This window comes from Acinetobacter sp. YH12251, from assembly GCF_013417465.1.
In the GTDB taxonomy this organism is placed as follows: domain Bacteria; phylum Pseudomonadota; class Gammaproteobacteria; order Pseudomonadales; family Moraxellaceae; genus Acinetobacter; species Acinetobacter amyesii.
On the sequence record NZ_VPDZ01000009.1, the window covers coordinates 92,547 to 110,828 of the forward strand.

Sequence of the window (18,282 nt, forward strand, 5' to 3'; positions counted from 1 at the left end):
TAATATAAAACGGTATAAAAATACATCAATTAATAAAAATCACATAATAAAAGAGGACAGAATGAAAGGTCAGATATTAGATTATTCAGTACAAACTAATTCAGGCATCATCAGTGGAGATGATCAAAACCGTTATGAGTTTACAGGTGCAGAATGGCGTGGCCAAAATACACCTAAACGCGGCGATCATGTAGATTTCGATATCAGTCCAGAAGGTCAAGCTGTTCAAGTATTCAATGCACTTGGCAGCAGCAATCATATTCAACAAATTTCACAGCAACTCGATAAAATTTCAAACCAAGACCAAGCTGAATCACAATTCAACATGATTGATTGGTTTGTCAAATGTCTAAAAAATTATGCCAACTTTACTGGACGTGCACGCCGTAAAGAATATTGGTATTTTGTATTGGTCTATCTTATCGCAATGATTATTACTCTGATTGTCGATTCAGTGCTTAGGACCAAAGGAATATTCACTGGTATTTTCATCTTAGCAATGGTTATTCCGTCCCTTTCTGTTGCAGTACGTCGTTTACATGATATTAATAAATCCGGTTGGTATTGGTTAATACAAATGATTCCACTCGTTGGACCGATTTTAGTCCTAATTTGGCTTGCAACGGAAACTAAACCTGAAGTAAACCAATGGGGACAACCTGCAAAATAAATAAAAAATCGTGGCTACTATTTATGTAGCCACCCTATCAACAGCACATTAACTCAGGAAAAATATGAAAGGACAAATACTAGATTTTTCGATTCAAACTAATACTGGGGTGATTAGTGCTGAAGATGGAAAACACTATCAATTTGCTGGTCATGAATGGCGAGGTCAAAGACCACCTACACGTGGAGAACAGGTTGATTTTGCTTTGGATGAAAGTGGGCAAGCGATTCAAGTCTATATTGCATTACGCCAACAAAGTTTTTCCACCAATACGCGAACAAACTACAGTGAAGAAGAGGAAAACTATGACTTTTTCGCGTGGTCATTCAAACCACTGAAAAAGTTTGCTGAATTTGAAGGACGTGCTCGACGTAAAGAGTTCTGGTTCTTTTGGCTATTTTGTATATTGGTCATTATACTTGCCTCTGTTTGCGATTTCGTTATTGGCAGTGAACCTTGGCTAGAAAATATTACTAATATCGTTTTACTCATTCCTAGCTTAGCTGTTGGCGCACGTCGACTACATGACACAGGACGTTCAGGTTGGTGGCAACTTTTAATGCTCACAATCATTGGGATCATCCCACTGATTATCTGGTGGGCTACAGACACCAAAGCCGAGAACAACCAATGGGGTCAACCCGCTAGAGATCTGCAACAATAAGATAAGGCGCACAATGCGCCTTATCTTTTAACACAAAAATTTAGCCATATTTACGTGCAAAATCTTCATCTGAAGTGCATAGATAAATAATAAATTCAATAAAAGCAACAATGGATGGAATAAAGGTCCAACAGAATAGTAGATACACAATCCCCCATCCAATACGACCCAAATAGAATTTATGGATACCAAATCCACCAAGGAAGAATGCTAAGAGTGCAGCAACAATTCGACTCTTTTGAACGTATTGCGTGCCTAAAGCATTCGGCACAGCGACTAAGTAAATATCGGTTGCGTAACCCATTCCACTTGTCTCAAAATCAACAAATTGTCCACGAGCAGGAACAGTTTGTCCTTTCCAATCGCTTCCAGAAAATTGATAACGATTCTGATCATCTCCGCTGATGATGCCTGTATTATTTTGAACAGAAAAATCTAGTATTTGCCCTTTCATATAATCCTCTATGTTTTATCTTTATTTGATGATTCTTGGACGTTATTTTCATCAGCAATATAACGAATTATTGATGAATATCATATCATTAACTTATCTTGCCAAATAGCATTTTGTAAACATCAATCTCAATGCATATACCACAGCCATCGCAAATATCGCATAACCTGCAGGAGTAATAAACAACGGAATACACAAAACAATCACCACGGTTAAAGGATATAAAAGTTTTCTAAAACCACTTTGATGATGCAATTCATGGAGTAAATATAAACTTGTCGTATAAATCACAAGGCTGATCGCTACAAAGTAGCTTTCTTTCTCAGAACTAATCAGCGCCTCATGCGAAACTACATCAACTGCGGCAGCTAAACCTGCACCAATCGCCGCGATACTAATAAAGACAAAGAAATGTCCATAACCCCAAGTAAATGCCATTTTTCGGCTATTTAAACGCTCTGCAATACTGGTATCAAAATAAGACCACCACATGGTGAACATCATCATCAGGCCGCCTACCATCAAAAAGATCAGTTCAGTACTAAAACGCTGATTTGTTAATGCATCGGTTATGGCAATCGAGCATCCGACAATAGATTCGCCTAAAACAATAATGGTAAGCAGTGAATATCGCTCTGCTATATGATGCGCATGCCAAGGTGTACGGCTTGCAGCTTCTGCAAAAACTGGCACAGACAGTTCAGCAATTGCGAGCAAAATGAAAAGATAAACGGTGAAATGCAGCGGCGAAAAATGAAAGAACAGCCACCCGACTTGTACCAGTATGATGCCAAAAGCATAACGTAATGCAGTTTTCCGACGGGACAGATCATGCTTTGCAACGCGAAACCACTGCGTAACTAAGCCTAGACGCATAATGGCATAGCCAATCACAATCACATCAAAATCTTGCTTTTGAAATGCGCTTGGAATACCTGCAGCAATGACCAAAGAACCAATAATCTGTACAAAAGTTAAGATTCGATAGAGCGCATCATCATTATCATATGCTGAGGCAAACCAACTAAAGTTCATCCACGCCCACCATAAAGCAAAAAACACCATGCCATACAGCGTTAAACCCTGAGCTAAATGATTTTCAACAATGGCATGATGCAGTTGCTGCCCTGCTGTTGCGATCGCAACGACAAAGATCAAGTCAAAAAGCAATTCTAAAGAGGTCGCGACACGATGATGCTCATGTGGATCACGTGGGTGCAAAGGTTTGAGCCACTGACTAGGGAATAAAAATGATTTGGACATAGCATTCAGCTTTATTGTTTTCTGTCTGAATTTTTTCAAAAGCCTGAAATAGTTACAAGGTCGATTACATAAATCAGATGAGATACAGTTTTCTAGAAAAGGGATAATGGCTTTAAAAACCTACTTAAGCTTTAGATATTTCAATCGTGGAAGTTAAAAATTCAAAGTGACAAAACTGCGAAAGACGTTAAAAAAAAACTCGATAGATCGATGTGTTTTTTATATCTCAGCTATATTTTTCTCTAAATTTTAATGACATACTGCTAGCCACTAAAAACAATAATGAAACCTAAAAGTGATGTTAAAAGAAAAATTAGCGTCTTTTCCTGACGCAGTTTGGGTACAGATCCATTATGATCAAATGCAAGTTTTAACGCGTGATCATCAAATTGTAGCTGAACAAAACTGCCCTCTGGCGTTTATAGAACGCGGAAGTTTTGTCCGAAACTATCATGTTGCAGAACAGTGCTTCAACCAACTCATACAACAGATCCACTTCAAGTGGTATGAGTTTGGACAACCGGTTATTTTTATTCAGTTAAAAGAACGCTTAAGTGAAGAAGTCAGCGCACTCGAGCTACAAGCCATTCAAGAAATGGCACTAAGCGCAAATGCACATTTTGTATTTGTTTACGACAAACATGGTATCGCACTCGAAGCAGAAACCATCAAAAATGATGAGTCACCTTTGCTCAAATGGTTTTTCTGTGGGCTGATTTTTCTGATTTTGCTGATTATCTTTAAATAATCAGCATCATTCATTAGGTTCGGTGCAACTACGACACTTTCTGCTGCTGCAATTGCTCAATACTCGAAATCAAATCGTTAAAACCGTCAATTACTAGCGCAGGTGCAGCCATTTGAATTTCTTCTGCACTACCATAACCATAGCTCACAGCAATACTCGGCACTGCATTACGGCGTGCGCCTAAAATATCGTACTCACGGTCTCCCACCATCACACATTCTTTTGCATCTAACTGTTCTTGCTGCAAAATATATTCAATTAAATCGCCTTTGTTGGTTCGCTCACCGTTCAGTTCACTGCCATAGATCACAGTAAAATATTGTGCCAAATCAAAATGTTCTAAAATTTGGCGAGCATAAACCGTCGGCTTTGCTGTAGCGACGTACAAGTGAAAGCCTTGCTGTTGTAAAGTTGCTAGAGTTTCGGCAACGGCAGGATAGACTTTATTTTCAAATAAACCGGTAACGGCAAAGCGCTCGCGATAACCTAGTAAAGCCTGATCTGCAAGTACATTATGCACATCGACATTGAGGATTTTTGCCAAAGAGGCTTTTAAAGGCGGCCCAATGATCCAATCGATATTGGTCTCATCCGAAATGGGATGTCCAATTTTCGCCAGTCCATAGCGTGCTGAAGTGGTAATGCCTACTTTTGGATCTGTTAATGTTCCATCGAGATCGATCAATATATTCTTAATCACAGCTTTTACCTTATCCATTCACTTCTGCAAAAATACTATCGAGTGTTCGCTCAAAGTTGCCTATACTATCGCAAATTTTGTTTAATAAGGACATCATTGTGCGCCCTACTGTACTGTGCTTTTCAGGTCTTGACCCTTCAGGTGGTGCAGGACTGCAAGCGGACATTGAAGCCATTGGTCAAAGTGGTGCACATGCTGCCATTGCGTGTACAGCATTAACCGTTCAAAACTCACAACAAGTGTATTCGTTTGAAGCGACCTCTCGTGAGTTATTGCTGGCTCAAGCACATGCCGTCGTCGGTGACCTCCCTATTCGCTGTGTAAAATCAGGAATGTTAGGAACGACTGAAAATATCGCGGCTCTCGCTGAGTTTTTACGTGAACATCCCGAATATCATTATGTTCTCGACCCCGTTTTAGTTGCCAATAGTGGTGGTTCTTTGGGCGATCAAGCAACGTTGGTCAAAGCCTTTGCGGAATTGATTCCGCTTGCCACTGTGCTTACACCTAATACCGTAGAATTACGCGCACTCACAGGTGAAGACGACATATCTAAAGCTACAGCAAAACTTTTTGCGATGGGCGCTCAAGCGGTATTAGTAAAAGGTGGCCATGAAAATACGCCAGACTATATCCAAAACTCGTTGTACATTCAGGGTGAATTAGTTTCTGAAACCCGTTGTCCACGACTAGATGGGGAATATCACGGTTCTGGCTGCTCATTGGCGAGTTTTATTGCTGGGCGATTAGCCTTGGGTGATGAGCTCAAAACGGCTGTTCATCATGCCGAAACATGGCTATTTGGTGTGTTGAAAATCGCTGAATCACCTGTTGTGGGCGGACAAAAAATTCCAAAACGTTTTTAGTATTGTTGGTTATTCATGTTAAGCCGATAAAAACTACTTTATATGATTTAAAAGCCCTGTATATCAGGGCTTTTTGTAATTAAGAGTCGAGTTGAACCCAATATACTAAGGTTGGAATTTCCCATGCACCGCCAGCAAATCCTTTGCACTGTGTGGTTTTTGCCATATAGGTTTGGATAAAGCGCTGACCGTTCCACGACCATTCCCCTTTACTTTGACAATCGCCAATGCCTCGTCCACGTTGGTTGGAGAAAATTTGTCCTTCACTAAACCCACTTCCAGAAAAGGTCACGGATTGTTTGATTTGCTTTAAATTTCGATCCATTAACCAATAGCCATTGCCACTGTTATATGCCCCACGCCAACATGGCACTTCGACCAAGGCATTTTTTCCATTGATTGGAAACACCACGACTCGATCATCCTCTAAGAAATTTGCATCAAAGAGTTGAGGACAATCTTCCACTATGGTTTTTTTCTTAATCAAGCCAAATAATTGTTTGGCTGTGGGCGCATTGACGGCATACCGTGTTTGTAAGCCCTTACTATAATTTTGAATATACACTTTCGGAATACTTTTCGGTTTGAGTACATTGGCCGAACTGCTATTGGCTTTACGCAATAATGCCGAATTTGTCCCTATGCGCTTTTGAAAATCATCCATACGGAGCAAAACCGCACTAGCGCCCTGCACAGACAATAACCATGTTTTGTTGTTGCCTTTCCACACAATCGGTTGATTGGCTTGTAAGGCTTGAATCAGTTTTTGAGTTTGAGCTGCACTTAACTGACCTTCCGCAGTTTTGGCATCAAGCTGCACAGTTCCCTGATTTTTACCTAAAGTGTAAAGTTGAAGCGGTTTATTTGCCGCACTTAACGTTTCAGGATCGAGTTTCACTCGTGCGCTGACTTGCGCTTGAGCGCCCGCAGCACGTTGTAATAATACAGAAATAGCGGGCTGATTGCCCTCCGCTTGATAACCTGCAACGCGACAAGTCCCCGTATTATCACAAGCGATTTCCCAATCCTTATGTGAAAAATAATTTCCTTGAATTTGAGCAAAACTCACACTACAACCCAATGCAGCAACGTAGCCCAATAAAAGTTGCCAGATGACATTATTTTTGTTCATGTCTTTGGCTCGAATAATTATATTAGAGCCATCTTAGAATGCTTTTCACTGAAACTCCAGTTTAAATGGATCTGCTACATGATTTAAATTTATAGAGATGAATCATTCAGTTGCTGTATCTCTTCACATTTTATTCGTTTCGCATTTTCATCACTGAGCGTATTCATCAAATCTGCCGCTAGGTCTTTTAAAAGACTCATATCATCTTCGGTCATTTGATTCGGCTGCCGATCTAAAACACAGAAACTTCCCAATGCCACCCCATTACGGTCTCTAAGTGCAACGCCTGCATAAAAGCGAATGCGGTTATGCATCAATTCAGGTAAATGCGCAAAGCGTGGGTCACGTTGTAAGTCTTCAATAATCAAGCGTTCATTTTGATACACCAAATGGCTGCAGATCGAGTCTTGCTTCGACTGGCGCACCTGCATCGGTTGCTCGGTAGCCTGAGCCAAAGGGCTACCTGGAGTATAGACCCAGTCTTGCTTGACCCAAGAAATTTGTGCATATTTCACATCGAAGGCTTGTCGGGCTTCTTCAATATATTGTTCATAAATCGGTAAATTCCGCTCATCCAAAACATTCAGTTCTTCTAATGCTTTTAAGCGCTGTGCTTCAACGCTAGGATCAGGCTCATCCAACCAAGACTCACCATGCGTCAATTGAAAAGCTTCAATGGTTAATAACAAGTCATTCATATTATTGACTACAGCATCGACGATGAAATTTTCTTTGATCGCATCTAATTGCTTTACTTCATCACAGCTCCACAGTGCAAAAATCAGTTTTTTATCTGGAAACTGTGCCTTAAAAACATGGCTTAAAAGGCGAATTTGAGCTTCTGGTGCCGTATGGAAAATCGAAATACATACGATCTGAATATCCTCTTGGATATCATCTATACTTTGATGCTGATTTTGTATCAATACGTCGCTAAAAGCCTGAGCCGGAATACCGCTTAAGCTTAGGCTATGCGCCAACATAGCCGATACTTGAACATCAATTTCCCAACGTGCCCCGATACATAACACCGCTGCTTTCTGATCCTGCTGTGCAACTGGATATGCCCGTTGAAAACTATGATTAAACAGTTTTAATCCCTGATGTAAACGTAGTCGATGTTCAGCACTGGCCTCGGTGTTGTGGCCTCTCGAAAAAATCCGTATGGCTGGAATCGCGACTTTGGCATAAAACGCATTAACCCGCCGTGCCTTGATTTCATCCGTCGCATCCTTCGGTAACTTTTCAGCAATAAAAGTCTGTGCAACACCCATGGCATCTTGCACATCATCAGCGACTAATCTTTGATAGAAGCGCTCATGTGGTGCCAATGCAGGCGTACTACCGATCAGGGTTTTAATAAAACCTAAGGATGGTACATAGCTCGAAAGCACCAATAAACACGCGGTTAAAGGCGTCGATAAAATCAAACCAATCGGCCCCCACACAGCCGTCCAAAACATGGCAGCAATAATAATGGCTAAGGTTGAAAGTCCGGTACTTTCCCCATATAACCAAGGCTCAATAATATTATTACTGACCAACTCCAAGAGCAAAATTAAACCCGCTGTCCATAGCACCATATTCCATGTGGGATCTACCGCAAAAGCCAATGCAATGGGGAAAATCGCAGAAATCATTGGGCCGACATAGGGAACAAAGCGCATCACAATCGCCACCATTCCCCACATAATTGCTGCCGGCACCCCAATAAACCAAAGTCCCAAGGCCATCGGAATACCGTAGGTCACATTGACCATCAGCTGCATACGTAAATATTTACCGATACGATTGGCGGCTTCATCTAGTGCGTCTGTTCCGATATTTAAATTGCCGCCCAGCAGCTTAAGGAAACGGTCATGCAAATCTTTCCGATTGACCAAAATCAGAATCACAAACAAAAATACAATACCTGCGGTTGCCAAGGGATTGAGCACCCGCTCACTCCAAGCCATGACCGCTTCAGCCGTGGTTTGTTGTTGTCCAACCACTTCCACTTGCTGCACTTTAGGATTTTTCTCTTCAGGCACCACATCATCTATCGAGTTTTCAACAGTATCTATGGTGGTTTTTGCGCCATCCCAAACACTCGGGCCGCGTGCAAATTGACGAATAGAATCCATTTTCTTTTGAATCGTACCGTGATATTGCGGTAACTCTTGGCTTAATTGCCCCAGTTGATAACCCAAATAAGAGGCCGCGCCGGACAAAATCGCCAAAGCCAAACCGACCACAATAAATATCGATGGCATCTGTGGTAGTCCCCAACCTCGGAGTTTCATCACCAAAGGGTCAACTAAAAAAGCCAATAAGATTGCGAGTGCCAATGGAATAAAAATATCTTTACCAAGATATAAGGCCGCAATCAGCAAACTGCCGATGATGAATCCTGCCGTGATTCGAATCACTTTATGTAAATCTGCAGGGGGCATTTGCTTCGAGGCGTTCAGGTCTTGCAAGCCTTGCTTTTGACCTGATGGTGATGATTCAAAATCTTGCGCTAATTTATTATTTTTATGATCCATTTTCTTATCCTGAACGATGGTCATTATTTTTTAATTTAGGCTGAAGTTTTAGAACTGCATACGCATTTCATGTAATGATTTGCAAAGAAAAAAAACAGAGCTTTATAACTCTGTTTTCATACTGTGTTTTGAGATGAATTAAAAGATAATTACTTTACTTTGATGAGTCACAATATCCACTGGAACAGAAATATGTTGATGAACGATCTTCCATAGAGACTGCGTTTTTTTCATCCCAATGGTGTTACGACACCACGAGATCCCTGGCGTTGGTATCCCACTCTTATCATCAATTTTGGAATAACAGTGCAGAAAGGCAATATCAGGTTCTGCATGGATGACCAGTTCCCGCCTAAACACCTTTAAACCTTCACGAAAATACTCCCGATAAAATTCCCACATTTTTTGATATGCCATTAAGCCGCGCATTTCACAACTGGCATCAAAAAAGTTCACATCTGCTGCGCAGGATTCAGCAATATTCTCAATTTTCAATTGGCAGATAACCTCATCCCAATTGGCTAAAAATTGCAGAATTTCGTCAGCGGCCTGTTGGTCACCGACTATTTTGATTTTATCTTGCATCTCTGGCACCTATTTCTTTTATTTTTTATGAAGCATTATTCTGTGAGGCGTTTGGAAGTTGAATTTCAACGATCTTCCAGCTCCAACCTCGGCGTTGCATCCTAAATACGGTATATGTTGCTTCGCTAAGGCCTTGGAGCGGCACATACAGATCAAATCGATTCCAAGCACTATAGCTTGCTTTGGGTTCAAGGGACTGGCTTTGTTTTAAAGCGACAGTAGTTGGAGTTGCATCCTTTTTGGATGATGTTGATGTATGAGGTTGTTCTGCGACCTTATTTTCAGCATGAGTGAATAGTTCAATCCCTGAGCTAATCATGCTCGGATTGGTTAGTTGGGTTATTTCTGGTAATTGGATCGACTCTTTTAATGCTTTGCCTTGTAAAAGCAGCATGATACTGTTTGGATTGACCAGACTGTCGACCAGCGTTGCACTGAGGACTGTGCTGAGCTGCCCACCCCACGACTGAGCGAATTCGGGTAAATGCTGTAGCCCAGTTTTCTGTTGAATGAGGTCTTTAACTTGTGGTTTTAGACTCGATTTGACTGCCGCAAAATCGATATATTGAGCAATTTTTTCAGGTTGATTGTGCTCATAGGCTTGACGTATTTGGTACAGCACCCAATACGGAGACGCAATCATCCAACCCAAGACGATGATCAAGATCGCAATGAGCCCATAATACAAAATATGATTCTGCTTATTCATCGTTCACCACTCTAGCCAGTGAAGTTGTAGTACTTCCTTGTACCGTTAAATAAGCCTGCTCTAGATTGAATAGCATCCAACATAACAGCGCTTATCTGAGAACCATATAGCTTTTGATCTTGTGATTTTGACGAGCCTTCAGGTTTGTTCATCTCGCTTTGGCTGTCTTAATCAGGTTGTTTCAAATTTAAGCTGTTAATTCTCTAATTTGGGTATTCGCACCATGGGTTTTAACTGACTAAATGCCTTTATCGCGCGATTGCTCACTGGCATAAAATTGGCTGATCCCAATAATATGATGGTTTGCCGCTTTCAGATTGAAATATGGTTTACCATTATTAACATTCCGTCGTTCAAAGCGACTATCATCTGCACTGTTGTTTTGTACAGACTCAATCCCATTTTGTGATGATGCTTACACTTTATATAATTCACTCGTTAAAATGATTTCACCGTTCCATGCTTTTAATAGAAAACGAAACTGCTGATCATTAGAATGAGTGATCTGGTACCATTCCGACATATGTTACCCCATCATTTTCATTGTTTTATCTATTATTCGATCAGGATTTGTTGTTGGAAATTCAACCTGATCTACAGAATATAAATGAACTCGGTCACATTTTTCAATGTCTTTTTTGATCAGTGTCAAGGCTTAAAATTTAATCACTAAGAAAATGATTTTCAATAAATAATTCCAATAAAAAATAATCCGACCGAAGTCGGATTTCATCATTCTTTCATCATGATGTATTTGTGAATAGAGGCGCATTACTCAACGCATTGAATAAAGGCCTTAAGGACTGAGGATCTGCTTTGAATACGTCGCTTTATTCATTTCTAATATTTCCACACAAAGTTGCACTTCTATTGCTGGAGCTGTGACATGTTGTTTCAACACGTCCAATAGTAACAATGAAATTTGCTTTTGCACTTCGACCGTTCTACCCGTCAATAATGAAACTTTGGCATGCATATACGCATGTTGAGCATGTTCATCCAAACCCACAACAAAATCTTGCTGAGCGACAGCGCGGCTTTTAATATCATTGATGGCACTAACATGACCCGATTCAAATAAGGCAGTGTTTAGCGCTTTAAGTAAAGGACGAGCCTCAAGCTCAAGGTTATTGGAATATTCCAAATGAATATGCGGCATAGTAAAGACATTTCAAACCCGTAATGCGTCTATTATGCAGGCTGAAAAATAAAATCTATAGCGGATTAGTTATCTATTTCATCTTTAAGTAGACATCCCAAGCCAAGTGTGGCCTTCGCTTAGGATGATTGAAGATTGCTTTAAAGCGAACAAAAACGAAACTTAAACTTTTTTCACGTATTCAGATTTGAGTTTCATAGCCCCAATACCATCAATTTTACAATCAATGTCATGACCATCTGTTGCATCGGCTAAAAGACGGATATTTTTAACTTTGGTGCCAACTTTCACCACTGAGGATGAGCCTTTAATTTTAAGGTCTTTCACCACAGTAACCGTGTCACCATCGGTCAATACATTGCCATTGGCGTCTTTAATCAGCACCTGTTCATCTGCAGCGCTTTCGCCTTCACGCCATTCATGTGAACATTCAGGACAAATCAGTAAATCGCCATCATTATAGGTATATTCAGAATTACATTGGGGACAATTGGGTAAAGACATACAAGACCTCAAAAAAAGATGGATGTAAAAATCCACAGAAACTTAATATAACATTTTTATGTATTTCATAAACTTAAAAACCATAAATTTCGTATGGTTTAATCACCTTGTGAAGGTCGTAAATTTCACAACGCTACAGCACTTGAAGGTTTAAATTTTAGATCTCTAATGAGGTATTTAATATTAAAGCTTTTAAGATATGCGCATGATTTTTATCCATATGTTTGGCCGCTGTGAGTAAGGTCAGGGGCTCCTCTTTTTCCCATGCGCGCAGTTGTTCTAACTCGGCTTGATTGGGTTGTATTTCTTGCAAATAGCGCTGTTTAAATTCGTCCCAACGAGAAGCCATTGCCTCGTCTTGATGATACCAACGACGTAAATCTGTCGATGGCGTCAATGCCTTCGGCCACAAATCTAGCTCTGCGCTCACTTTACTGATACCTCGCGGCCACAAGCGATCGACTAATATGCGTTTCCCGTCATCTGGACTGATCTCATCATAAATACGTTTAATGTGTACAGTCATTAAGCCCTCCTTCGCCTATTTATAGTTTTCGATCATTCTTCAAATTATTCATCGGGGATCGCTGGATTCACTAAAAAAGCCAGCAACTGTAAAGACTCCTGCCAACCCAAATAACAGGCATCTGGTGGAATAACGCTCGGCAACCCTGCCTGTACAATCGTCACTTCGGTTCCGACTGAGACCGCTTTAAACTCAACAGTGACTTCGATTTCACCGGCCAACTCTGGCATATCAAATTGGTCTGTATAGCGCAGTAAATGATTCGGCACGACTTCATGATAATCACCATGGAAAGCGTGTGTGGTTCCCGTTGAAAAATTTTGAAACGACATGCGGTACGAGCCACCTACACGCACATCAGAATGTTCCACATGGGCAGTAAATCCATGCGGTGCCATCCATTTAACTAAAGCATCTGGCTCCACAAAGGCACGATAAACGCGCTCTACAGGCGCACTAAAAACACGATGTAATCGAACAGTATTGCTCATGATGATGTCCTTTTGTCATTGTTTTCACTGAATCATCCACATGCATTCACCCTCGCTTTATCGTCAATTTTTATCATACTGAAACGTTCTAAATGAAACAGCTTTGAGACGTGCGAGAAAGGTCATTGCTGTTCAATACTATAGCGAATCCTACAGATTGATCCCATCACTTTAACGCAATGCCGTGTTATGTTTTGTGAGCTGCATTCATATTAACTTAAATTTAAACTGTTTAAAAATAAATACTTAACCCAACATCCCTACAATTTAAAAAATAAAAACCCAGTTGAATCACTGGGTTCTTGTTGCTAAAGATGCAATAGTGAGACTTAGCTCAATTGTGCTTCATCTTCATCCAGATCATCATCTTCATAGATATAAGCCATACAACCCCAGCCGTCATATTCGCCCGAATGTTGTTCCGCAATTTTAATAAACCATTGCTCTAAATCAACGATATCTTCATAATCAGGTTCCATATAAACATAGACCGTGATAATCCATTCCACGCGATCTGATTCTTCATCTTGGAACAATGAAATTTTTTGCTCTTCTTTCAATAAGTACAATGCACACTGTTCAGCCTGCTCTTGAGTCGAAAAGGCAATTGAATATTCGATTTCGTGCGGCACAGATAGATCGTCACCATCTTGCTGCATCTGCCACAGCACATTGCCATTATCATCATCTGGAAATTGTTTAAAATCACGAGTCATTGTACTTTCCCTTATCGTTTATGAATTTTATTCTGTTGACTTAGATTAACGGATAATTGTTGCAATTTGCATTAGCGAAATCTCTTTCATCATAAAAAAAGACCGCCGAAGCGATCTTTCTTATAACAATTCAAATTAAACCACAACGTCCATATTGGCCTGAGTTTCTTTGAAATGTAAAACCAAAGCTGCCATTTTCAATTCTTCTAAGCGTAATTGTAGATAACTGTCGAGTACCCGTGCCTGACTAAAATGTACACCATGCGCATTGAGCAAGGTGAAATCATCCGCCAAAGCCTGCAATAACTCACCTAAGTTTTTGGTATTTAATTGGGCTAAATACAAATCAGCACGACTATTAAACACCAATGTAAATAATTGCATCGCAGCCAAACGACGTTCTTCATCAACATAATTACATTTTGCAGTCGATTGCTGCTCCATTGCATCAATCATTTTGCAACGTACCGCAGTCAAATTTTGCTTTGCCGCAGATTCATTCATGCCATCCATCAGCTGATCTAAAATACTCTGTAAAGGTAAAAAGAATGCTGACTGATAGCCCCGTATTTTGTTGTCCAAAGCACGGTTAATGTTTTCCAAATGCTGCTGATCCAGCGCTTGGCTATACAAACCCTTTAACTCGGCACGGGCTTGTTCCTGTATTTGTGATTTAGCTCTTTCTTGATATTTGCTCAAATACTGACGTACTTGTTCAATCTGTGCGCGAATATCATTCAACATGATATCGGCATTGGCTTTGGTGACTTCCACCAAACCATCAGCCTGTAAAGTTCGATACTCAACATATTGTTCAATATCCACAATATGTTGATATTTCGCTACTTTATCGACTTGGATTTTTAGCCCACTATTTTGAATACGTAATTGGCTGATTTCATAATTCAATTCATCTTGCTGAGACTCTGTTTCAGCCAGTTTTAGCCGCGTACGGTCGAAGTTTTCCTGCAGTGAACGTAGGGTTTTATCATTTTTCAATTTGCGGTTATAAACAAAAAGGAGAGCCACAATTAATAGGATGATAAGGACGATTAAAGCAATATTGATCATTTGCTAATCCTCAAAATAAGCTTCAATAATTTAAGTTTATCCCCCAAAACAAACCTAAGTTACAAAAGTTAAAATCTATAATTCATTTCATATTAGCAGAACAAATGCAAAAAACCGTATTTATCTGACCAAATACACACTTGCACAAAATTCAACTAAAATACTGTTTTAAATCAATTTAATAAAAAATTTTCATATTAAAAAATAATCAATCAATATTCTTTAGAAAATATAATAAAACTTTAGAAATGGTATTTATTTACTAAAAGATACAAAGAAACTTAATATTAATCTTTGTAAATATTTCACACACTTTATAGAGATATTTAAATTATTTATATATCCCCAGAATTGGGGATATGTTGTACATCATTATTCATTTTTAAAGCAGAAAAATCTATTTAAGGCTGTAATTATTCTTAGCTTGCTAAGCTGCCTAAAAATTTCAATTCAATACAGCAGATTTTATGAACAGTGAGCATTCACATGAATATGCTTTAAAATTCTGCTGCGCAATGAATATGAACAGCTTGTTGGGTTAAGGGCTGGGTAAATGCCAGATCGCAAGCATGTAACGCCATCCGTCCGAGTGAGCTTTGCTTTGCATTCGGGTGATACAGTTGATCCCCTGTAATGGGGTGCCCAATATGCATCATGTGTACACGTAGCTGATGAGAACGCCCTGTCACTGGCGTTAATAATACTCGGCTAATGTCTTTGCTTGCGTCATAGCTAATGGCTTGATACAAGGTTTTTGAGGGTTTTCCCAATTCAAAATGCACCATCTGTCGTGGGCGATTTTCCCAGTCCGTAATGAGGGGCACTTCAACACTGCCCTCACCTTCAAGTTTGCCCTGAACCAAAGCCACATATTGCTTTTGAACCGTTCGCGCTTGGAACATTTTACTCACCGCCACTTCTGCATCGCGGTGTTTCGCAAACATCAAAATGCCTGATGTTGCCATGTCTAAACGATGGGTAATTTTTGCAGCAGGATACTGTTGCAAAACACGAAGATAGGCACTGTCATGATGCTCAGGCAAACGTCCCGGAACCGACAGCAATTCCGCCGGTTTTTCGATGACAACCAAGTCTGCATCTTCATACAAAATACGTAGAGGACCTTGAGGCGGCGCATAGACAAAGTTGGGATCTAAAGGCATGGATAGACTGTGTACTGAGAGAATGTCGGCAAAATAACAACTGACTAATTCGCTGTCAATCGACTTTAACCGATCAGGTCTAACCCTAACGATTATTGCTCCCCAATTTACCAAAGGCTGGTGCTAATGAATGAGACAAATCATCCTCCAGTAACTGTAAGATGCTTGCACTTGTGGTTAAAGGATACTGATGTAGTGTGATGCGATATTTGCCCTGAAACCACTGTGACAAATGCAAGGCATAAGTTTGTTTAGGCCCAAGACCTAGATGTTGTTTTAAACGGTTCTTTATACCTGTCCGTGATGATCCAACATACAGAATGTGATTGGGTTGATTTAACTTGGCACAGGCATGGGTTTTCAATGCCTTAAATGCAGCATAGTCCTGATATGTCTGCTGTATATCGCCACCAACCTGCTCTATCACATAAATATAATGTGCGTGTAGAGCAAGATCATCAAAACTTGAAAACTCAAATATACGCTCAGCTTTAGTCTGCTGTGCCTGCAGACAATCCTGTATCAATTGATTCAGATAACCCATATCAAAATTATTTAAAATTTAGATAGTTAAGCATAACAACTTTGTGAAAAAGGACAATCCGAAGCTTAGATTAAGTTTGAGTTGTTCTGCGTGATATTCATTACATCAGCAATGATCAAAGTTTGTCTGGAATGAATGCGAAGTTTGGAATTTTGAAAAAGATGGAAGGATTTATTATTCGATTTAATTCTTAAAAATTTTTTAGGGTGTAAGAGAAAACAGTATTGTTTACTTCAACTATCATCACTTTGTAAGTCATGATCTTATAGCCTATAAACTTCTGGTTTATAGCGTCCTAAGCTGAATCGAGACCTTTTGGGTGAGTACTGTACACGTGTTTTGCACCACTGACAGCATGCTACTCTTTTCAATCTCTATCACACCCTTGAGATATATAGTAGTGGTATCGATGAGGGATTGTTTCCCTGAAAATTACTATTTTTGACTTATTTTAAAAATATTTTTCATATTTAAAGATATATTGAAAATATTTTCTTCTTGTATCATGTTTTAGCATTTTTTCCATCTGATAAATGACTTTTCCCGAGAATTTTCGCCATAGTTTATCACTCAAACCATCGGGATCATTTGAATTCTAGACAGGACTTTTAACCAATGAGAACTTGTATTGAAATGAGTTCTCCAACTGGATTAAGAGTCAATAATGCATACCACAGCGAGATTTGAAAATTGAGGTGTGCTTGAAAAAAGTAGCAAAAAGCACAGAAGCTATTCAATGCGATGAAAATGAAATTCGTTCAGATTTAACACTTGGCTTAGGACTATTTTTACGGGAGATGCCTGATACTCTTTAAGCTTATGGTGATTAAACTGGTGTGGTTTGTTTTATGCGGATTAAAGGAGTAATGATTCATTATTCTTTTTTATTTTGGCTTAAATTTTTGGGGTGGTATAAGAGAAAACAATATTGTTTACTTCAACTATCATCACTTTGTAAGTCATGATCTTATAGCCTATAAACTTCTGGTTTATAGCGTCCTAAGCTGAATCGAGACCTTTTGGGTGAGTACTGTACTCGTGTTTTGCACCACTGACAGCATGCTACTCTTTTCAATCTCTATCACACCCTTGAGATATACTTTAACCAAAGAGGATCGGGATTAATTTCCTAAGTTTTTCTAATTTTCTGCAAATTCAGCAAATTTTTTCAGCCATTTTAGGTTTAGCAGGATATTTTATCTTTTCAGCTCATTTCAGCGTTTTTTATCTGCAGATTTGCCCAATTATAAGAAAATTTTCTTTTACAACAGACAAAACGTCCAAACACAGCGTCAAATTTAAAAATATATCGCCGCTGAGCATTCATCCCTTCATTTGAATTATCTACATTGATTATGACTCACAAAACACCGCTCAGTGAGTAACTAATGATCTAGATCTATCTTTGTTCTACTTATTGAACTGATGTTACGCAATAACATCAGAAGCACAATTTGCTTCAAATAAATGAACGATACGCGGTAACGTCATCCGCAAGTGTTTGAGACAGGGTTACTTTTAATCAAAAATGTTTTTGCGATACTGTGAATAATTTGACGGTAATGAGCGAGTTTTGCGGTGAGGAGCATTGCTCCGCAAGATGGTTTCCTTGCGAAGCTTCGCTTCTCATTTTGCCGAATGAGAAACAATGTTTCGTAAGAGTACCTCCAGCCGAAGGCTAATCCCTTTATTCAATCCCTAGATATAAGATGCCATCGAATAGAATTAAAAATCATTTTAAAAATGCAAAACTACTTTTAAGTGTGTAACATCAGCTATTTAATGGATGATC

At 39.5% G+C, this 18,282-nt stretch carries 19 protein-coding genes and 1 pseudogene; 4 read left to right on the top strand and 16 right to left on the bottom strand.

What is annotated here, in order from left to right:
- The first annotated feature begins 61 nt into the window (after positions 1–61).
- Together FTV27_RS09605 and FTV27_RS09610 are read left to right on the top strand one after the other, a co-directional pair.
- Positions 62–670, top strand: coding sequence for a DUF805 domain-containing protein (locus tag FTV27_RS09605; protein WP_180078221.1), 609 nt, complete (start codon positions 62–64; stop codon positions 668–670).
- A 64-nt stretch (positions 671–734) separates the two neighbouring features.
- Complete coding sequence (locus FTV27_RS09610; protein ID WP_180004738.1) at positions 735–1,334, top strand: DUF805 domain-containing protein; 600 nt, start codon at positions 735–737, stop codon at positions 1,332–1,334.
- A gap of 40 nt (positions 1,335–1,374) precedes the next feature.
- On the opposite strand, the gene FTV27_RS17200 is transcribed toward FTV27_RS09610, so the two are convergent.
- A complete protein-coding gene (locus tag FTV27_RS17200; protein ID WP_249749088.1) occupies positions 1,375–1,788 on the bottom strand; it encodes a TM2 domain-containing protein in 414 nt (137 codons plus the stop codon).
- Between the two features lie 93 nt (positions 1,789–1,881).
- The gene (locus tag FTV27_RS09620) at positions 1,882–3,051 is read right to left on the bottom strand and encodes a low temperature requirement protein A (RefSeq protein ID WP_078191113.1); all 1,170 of its coding nucleotides are present in this window, start codon (positions 3,049–3,051) and stop codon (positions 1,882–1,884) included.
- Between the two features lie 298 nt (positions 3,052–3,349).
- Here FTV27_RS09620 and FTV27_RS09625 point away from each other — a divergent pair, with 298 nt between their 5' ends.
- Entirely contained in the window at positions 3,350–3,799 is a 450-nt protein-coding gene (locus FTV27_RS09625) for a hypothetical protein (RefSeq protein ID WP_180048969.1), read from the top strand.
- Between the two features lie 28 nt (positions 3,800–3,827).
- Here FTV27_RS09625 and FTV27_RS09630 read toward each other — a convergent pair whose 3' ends face one another.
- Positions 3,828–4,499 carry an HAD-IA family hydrolase gene (locus FTV27_RS09630; RefSeq protein WP_180078302.1) on the bottom strand — a complete coding sequence of 224 codons (672 nt, stop codon included), beginning with the start codon at positions 4,497–4,499 and terminating at the stop codon, positions 3,828–3,830.
- A 98-nt stretch (positions 4,500–4,597) separates the two neighbouring features.
- Between FTV27_RS09630 and FTV27_RS09635 the strand changes: the two genes are divergently transcribed.
- Positions 4,598–5,365 carry a hydroxymethylpyrimidine/phosphomethylpyrimidine kinase gene (locus FTV27_RS09635; RefSeq protein ID WP_180009867.1) on the top strand — a complete coding sequence of 256 codons (768 nt, stop codon included), beginning with the start codon at positions 4,598–4,600 and terminating at the stop codon, positions 5,363–5,365.
- A 79-nt stretch (positions 5,366–5,444) separates the two neighbouring features.
- Here FTV27_RS09635 and FTV27_RS09640 read toward each other — a convergent pair whose 3' ends face one another.
- The 13 genes and pseudogenes from FTV27_RS09640 to FTV27_RS09700 all read right to left on the bottom strand — a co-directional run bounded on the left by FTV27_RS09640 (position 5,445) and on the right by FTV27_RS09700 (position 16,490).
- Positions 5,445–6,497 (bottom strand): DUF1176 domain-containing protein, encoded by a 1,053-nt coding sequence (locus FTV27_RS09640; RefSeq protein ID WP_180078223.1) that lies wholly within the window; start codon positions 6,495–6,497, stop codon positions 5,445–5,447.
- Positions 6,498–6,586: 89 nt separating this feature from the next.
- Entirely contained in the window at positions 6,587–9,022 is a 2,436-nt protein-coding gene (locus FTV27_RS09645) for an AI-2E family transporter (RefSeq protein WP_257230008.1), read from the bottom strand.
- A gap of 138 nt (positions 9,023–9,160) precedes the next feature.
- Positions 9,161–9,607 (bottom strand): nuclear transport factor 2 family protein, encoded by a 447-nt coding sequence (locus tag FTV27_RS09650; protein WP_218948040.1) that lies wholly within the window; start codon positions 9,605–9,607, stop codon positions 9,161–9,163.
- Positions 9,608–9,632: 25 nt separating this feature from the next.
- Positions 9,633–10,316: a DUF2939 domain-containing protein gene (locus FTV27_RS09655; protein ID WP_180078225.1), complete on the bottom strand. Its 684-nt coding sequence runs from the start codon at positions 10,314–10,316 to the stop codon at positions 9,633–9,635.
- 238 nt (positions 10,317–10,554) lie between these two features.
- Positions 10,555–10,839: pseudogene (locus tag FTV27_RS09660) on the bottom strand (YegP family protein).
- Positions 10,840–11,112: 273 nt separating this feature from the next.
- Positions 11,113–11,475 carry a 5-carboxymethyl-2-hydroxymuconate Delta-isomerase gene (locus tag FTV27_RS09665; RefSeq protein ID WP_078192315.1) on the bottom strand — a complete coding sequence of 121 codons (363 nt, stop codon included), beginning with the start codon at positions 11,473–11,475 and terminating at the stop codon, positions 11,113–11,115.
- Between the two features lie 162 nt (positions 11,476–11,637).
- Positions 11,638–11,979, bottom strand: a complete 342-nt coding sequence (locus FTV27_RS09670; RefSeq protein ID WP_078192316.1) for a zinc ribbon domain-containing protein YjdM — start codon at positions 11,977–11,979, stop codon at positions 11,638–11,640.
- A gap of 157 nt (positions 11,980–12,136) precedes the next feature.
- Complete coding sequence (locus FTV27_RS09675) at positions 12,137–12,505, bottom strand: DUF488 domain-containing protein (protein ID WP_180055549.1); 369 nt, start codon at positions 12,503–12,505, stop codon at positions 12,137–12,139.
- Between the two features lie 44 nt (positions 12,506–12,549).
- Positions 12,550–12,996, bottom strand: coding sequence for an SRPBCC family protein (locus FTV27_RS09680; RefSeq protein WP_078191122.1), 447 nt, complete (start codon positions 12,994–12,996; stop codon positions 12,550–12,552).
- 329 nt (positions 12,997–13,325) lie between these two features.
- Positions 13,326–13,712, bottom strand: coding sequence for a ribonuclease E inhibitor RraB (locus FTV27_RS09685; RefSeq protein ID WP_078191123.1), 387 nt, complete (start codon positions 13,710–13,712; stop codon positions 13,326–13,328).
- A gap of 135 nt (positions 13,713–13,847) precedes the next feature.
- Positions 13,848–14,783, bottom strand: coding sequence for a hypothetical protein (locus tag FTV27_RS09690; RefSeq protein ID WP_180078227.1), 936 nt, complete (start codon positions 14,781–14,783; stop codon positions 13,848–13,850).
- A 497-nt stretch (positions 14,784–15,280) separates the two neighbouring features.
- Positions 15,281–15,946: a pseudouridine synthase gene (locus FTV27_RS09695; RefSeq protein ID WP_111884818.1), complete on the bottom strand. Its 666-nt coding sequence runs from the start codon at positions 15,944–15,946 to the stop codon at positions 15,281–15,283.
- An 85-nt stretch (positions 15,947–16,031) separates the two neighbouring features.
- The gene (locus FTV27_RS09700; RefSeq protein ID WP_180078229.1) at positions 16,032–16,490 is read right to left on the bottom strand and encodes a GIY-YIG nuclease family protein; all 459 of its coding nucleotides are present in this window, start codon (positions 16,488–16,490) and stop codon (positions 16,032–16,034) included.
- Positions 16,491–18,282: the final 1,792 nt, after the last annotated feature.

What these genes read in the sequence shown, in the direction of transcription:
- FTV27_RS09605 (WP_180078221.1), top strand. Translation starts at nt 62, where the DNA reads ATGAAAGGTCAGATATTAGATTATTCAGTACAAACTAATTCAGGCATC.
- FTV27_RS09610 (WP_180004738.1), top strand. Translation starts at nt 735, where the DNA reads ATGAAAGGACAAATACTAGATTTTTCGATTCAAACTAATACTGGGGTG.
- FTV27_RS17200 (WP_249749088.1), bottom strand. Translation starts at nt 1,788, where the DNA reads ATGAAAGGGCAAATACTAGATTTTTCTGTTCAAAATAATACAGGCATC.
- FTV27_RS09620 (WP_078191113.1), bottom strand. Translation starts at nt 3,051, where the DNA reads ATGTCCAAATCATTTTTATTCCCTAGTCAGTGGCTCAAACCTTTGCAC.
- FTV27_RS09625 (WP_180048969.1), top strand. Translation starts at nt 3,350, where the DNA reads ATGTTAAAAGAAAAATTAGCGTCTTTTCCTGACGCAGTTTGGGTACAG.
- FTV27_RS09640 (WP_180078223.1), bottom strand. Translation starts at nt 6,497, where the DNA reads ATGAACAAAAATAATGTCATCTGGCAACTTTTATTGGGCTACGTTGCT.
- FTV27_RS09645 (WP_257230008.1), bottom strand. Translation starts at nt 9,022, where the DNA reads ATGGATCATAAAAATAATAAATTAGCGCAAGATTTTGAATCATCACCA.
- FTV27_RS09650 (WP_218948040.1), bottom strand. Translation starts at nt 9,607, where the DNA reads ATGCAAGATAAAATCAAAATAGTCGGTGACCAACAGGCCGCTGACGAA.
- FTV27_RS09655 (WP_180078225.1), bottom strand. Translation starts at nt 10,316, where the DNA reads ATGAATAAGCAGAATCATATTTTGTATTATGGGCTCATTGCGATCTTG.
- FTV27_RS09665 (WP_078192315.1), bottom strand. Translation starts at nt 11,475, where the DNA reads ATGCCGCATATTCATTTGGAATATTCCAATAACCTTGAGCTTGAGGCT.
- FTV27_RS09670 (WP_078192316.1), bottom strand. Translation starts at nt 11,979, where the DNA reads ATGTCTTTACCCAATTGTCCCCAATGTAATTCTGAATATACCTATAAT.
- FTV27_RS09675 (WP_180055549.1), bottom strand. Translation starts at nt 12,505, where the DNA reads ATGACTGTACACATTAAACGTATTTATGATGAGATCAGTCCAGATGAC.
- FTV27_RS09680 (WP_078191122.1), bottom strand. Translation starts at nt 12,996, where the DNA reads ATGAGCAATACTGTTCGATTACATCGTGTTTTTAGTGCGCCTGTAGAG.
- FTV27_RS09685 (WP_078191123.1), bottom strand. Translation starts at nt 13,712, where the DNA reads ATGACTCGTGATTTTAAACAATTTCCAGATGATGATAATGGCAATGTG.
- FTV27_RS09690 (WP_180078227.1), bottom strand. Translation starts at nt 14,783, where the DNA reads ATGATCAATATTGCTTTAATCGTCCTTATCATCCTATTAATTGTGGCT.
- FTV27_RS09695 (WP_111884818.1), bottom strand. Translation starts at nt 15,946, where the DNA reads ATGCCTTTAGATCCCAACTTTGTCTATGCGCCGCCTCAAGGTCCTCTA.
- FTV27_RS09700 (WP_180078229.1), bottom strand. Translation starts at nt 16,490, where the DNA reads ATGGGTTATCTGAATCAATTGATACAGGATTGTCTGCAGGCACAGCAG.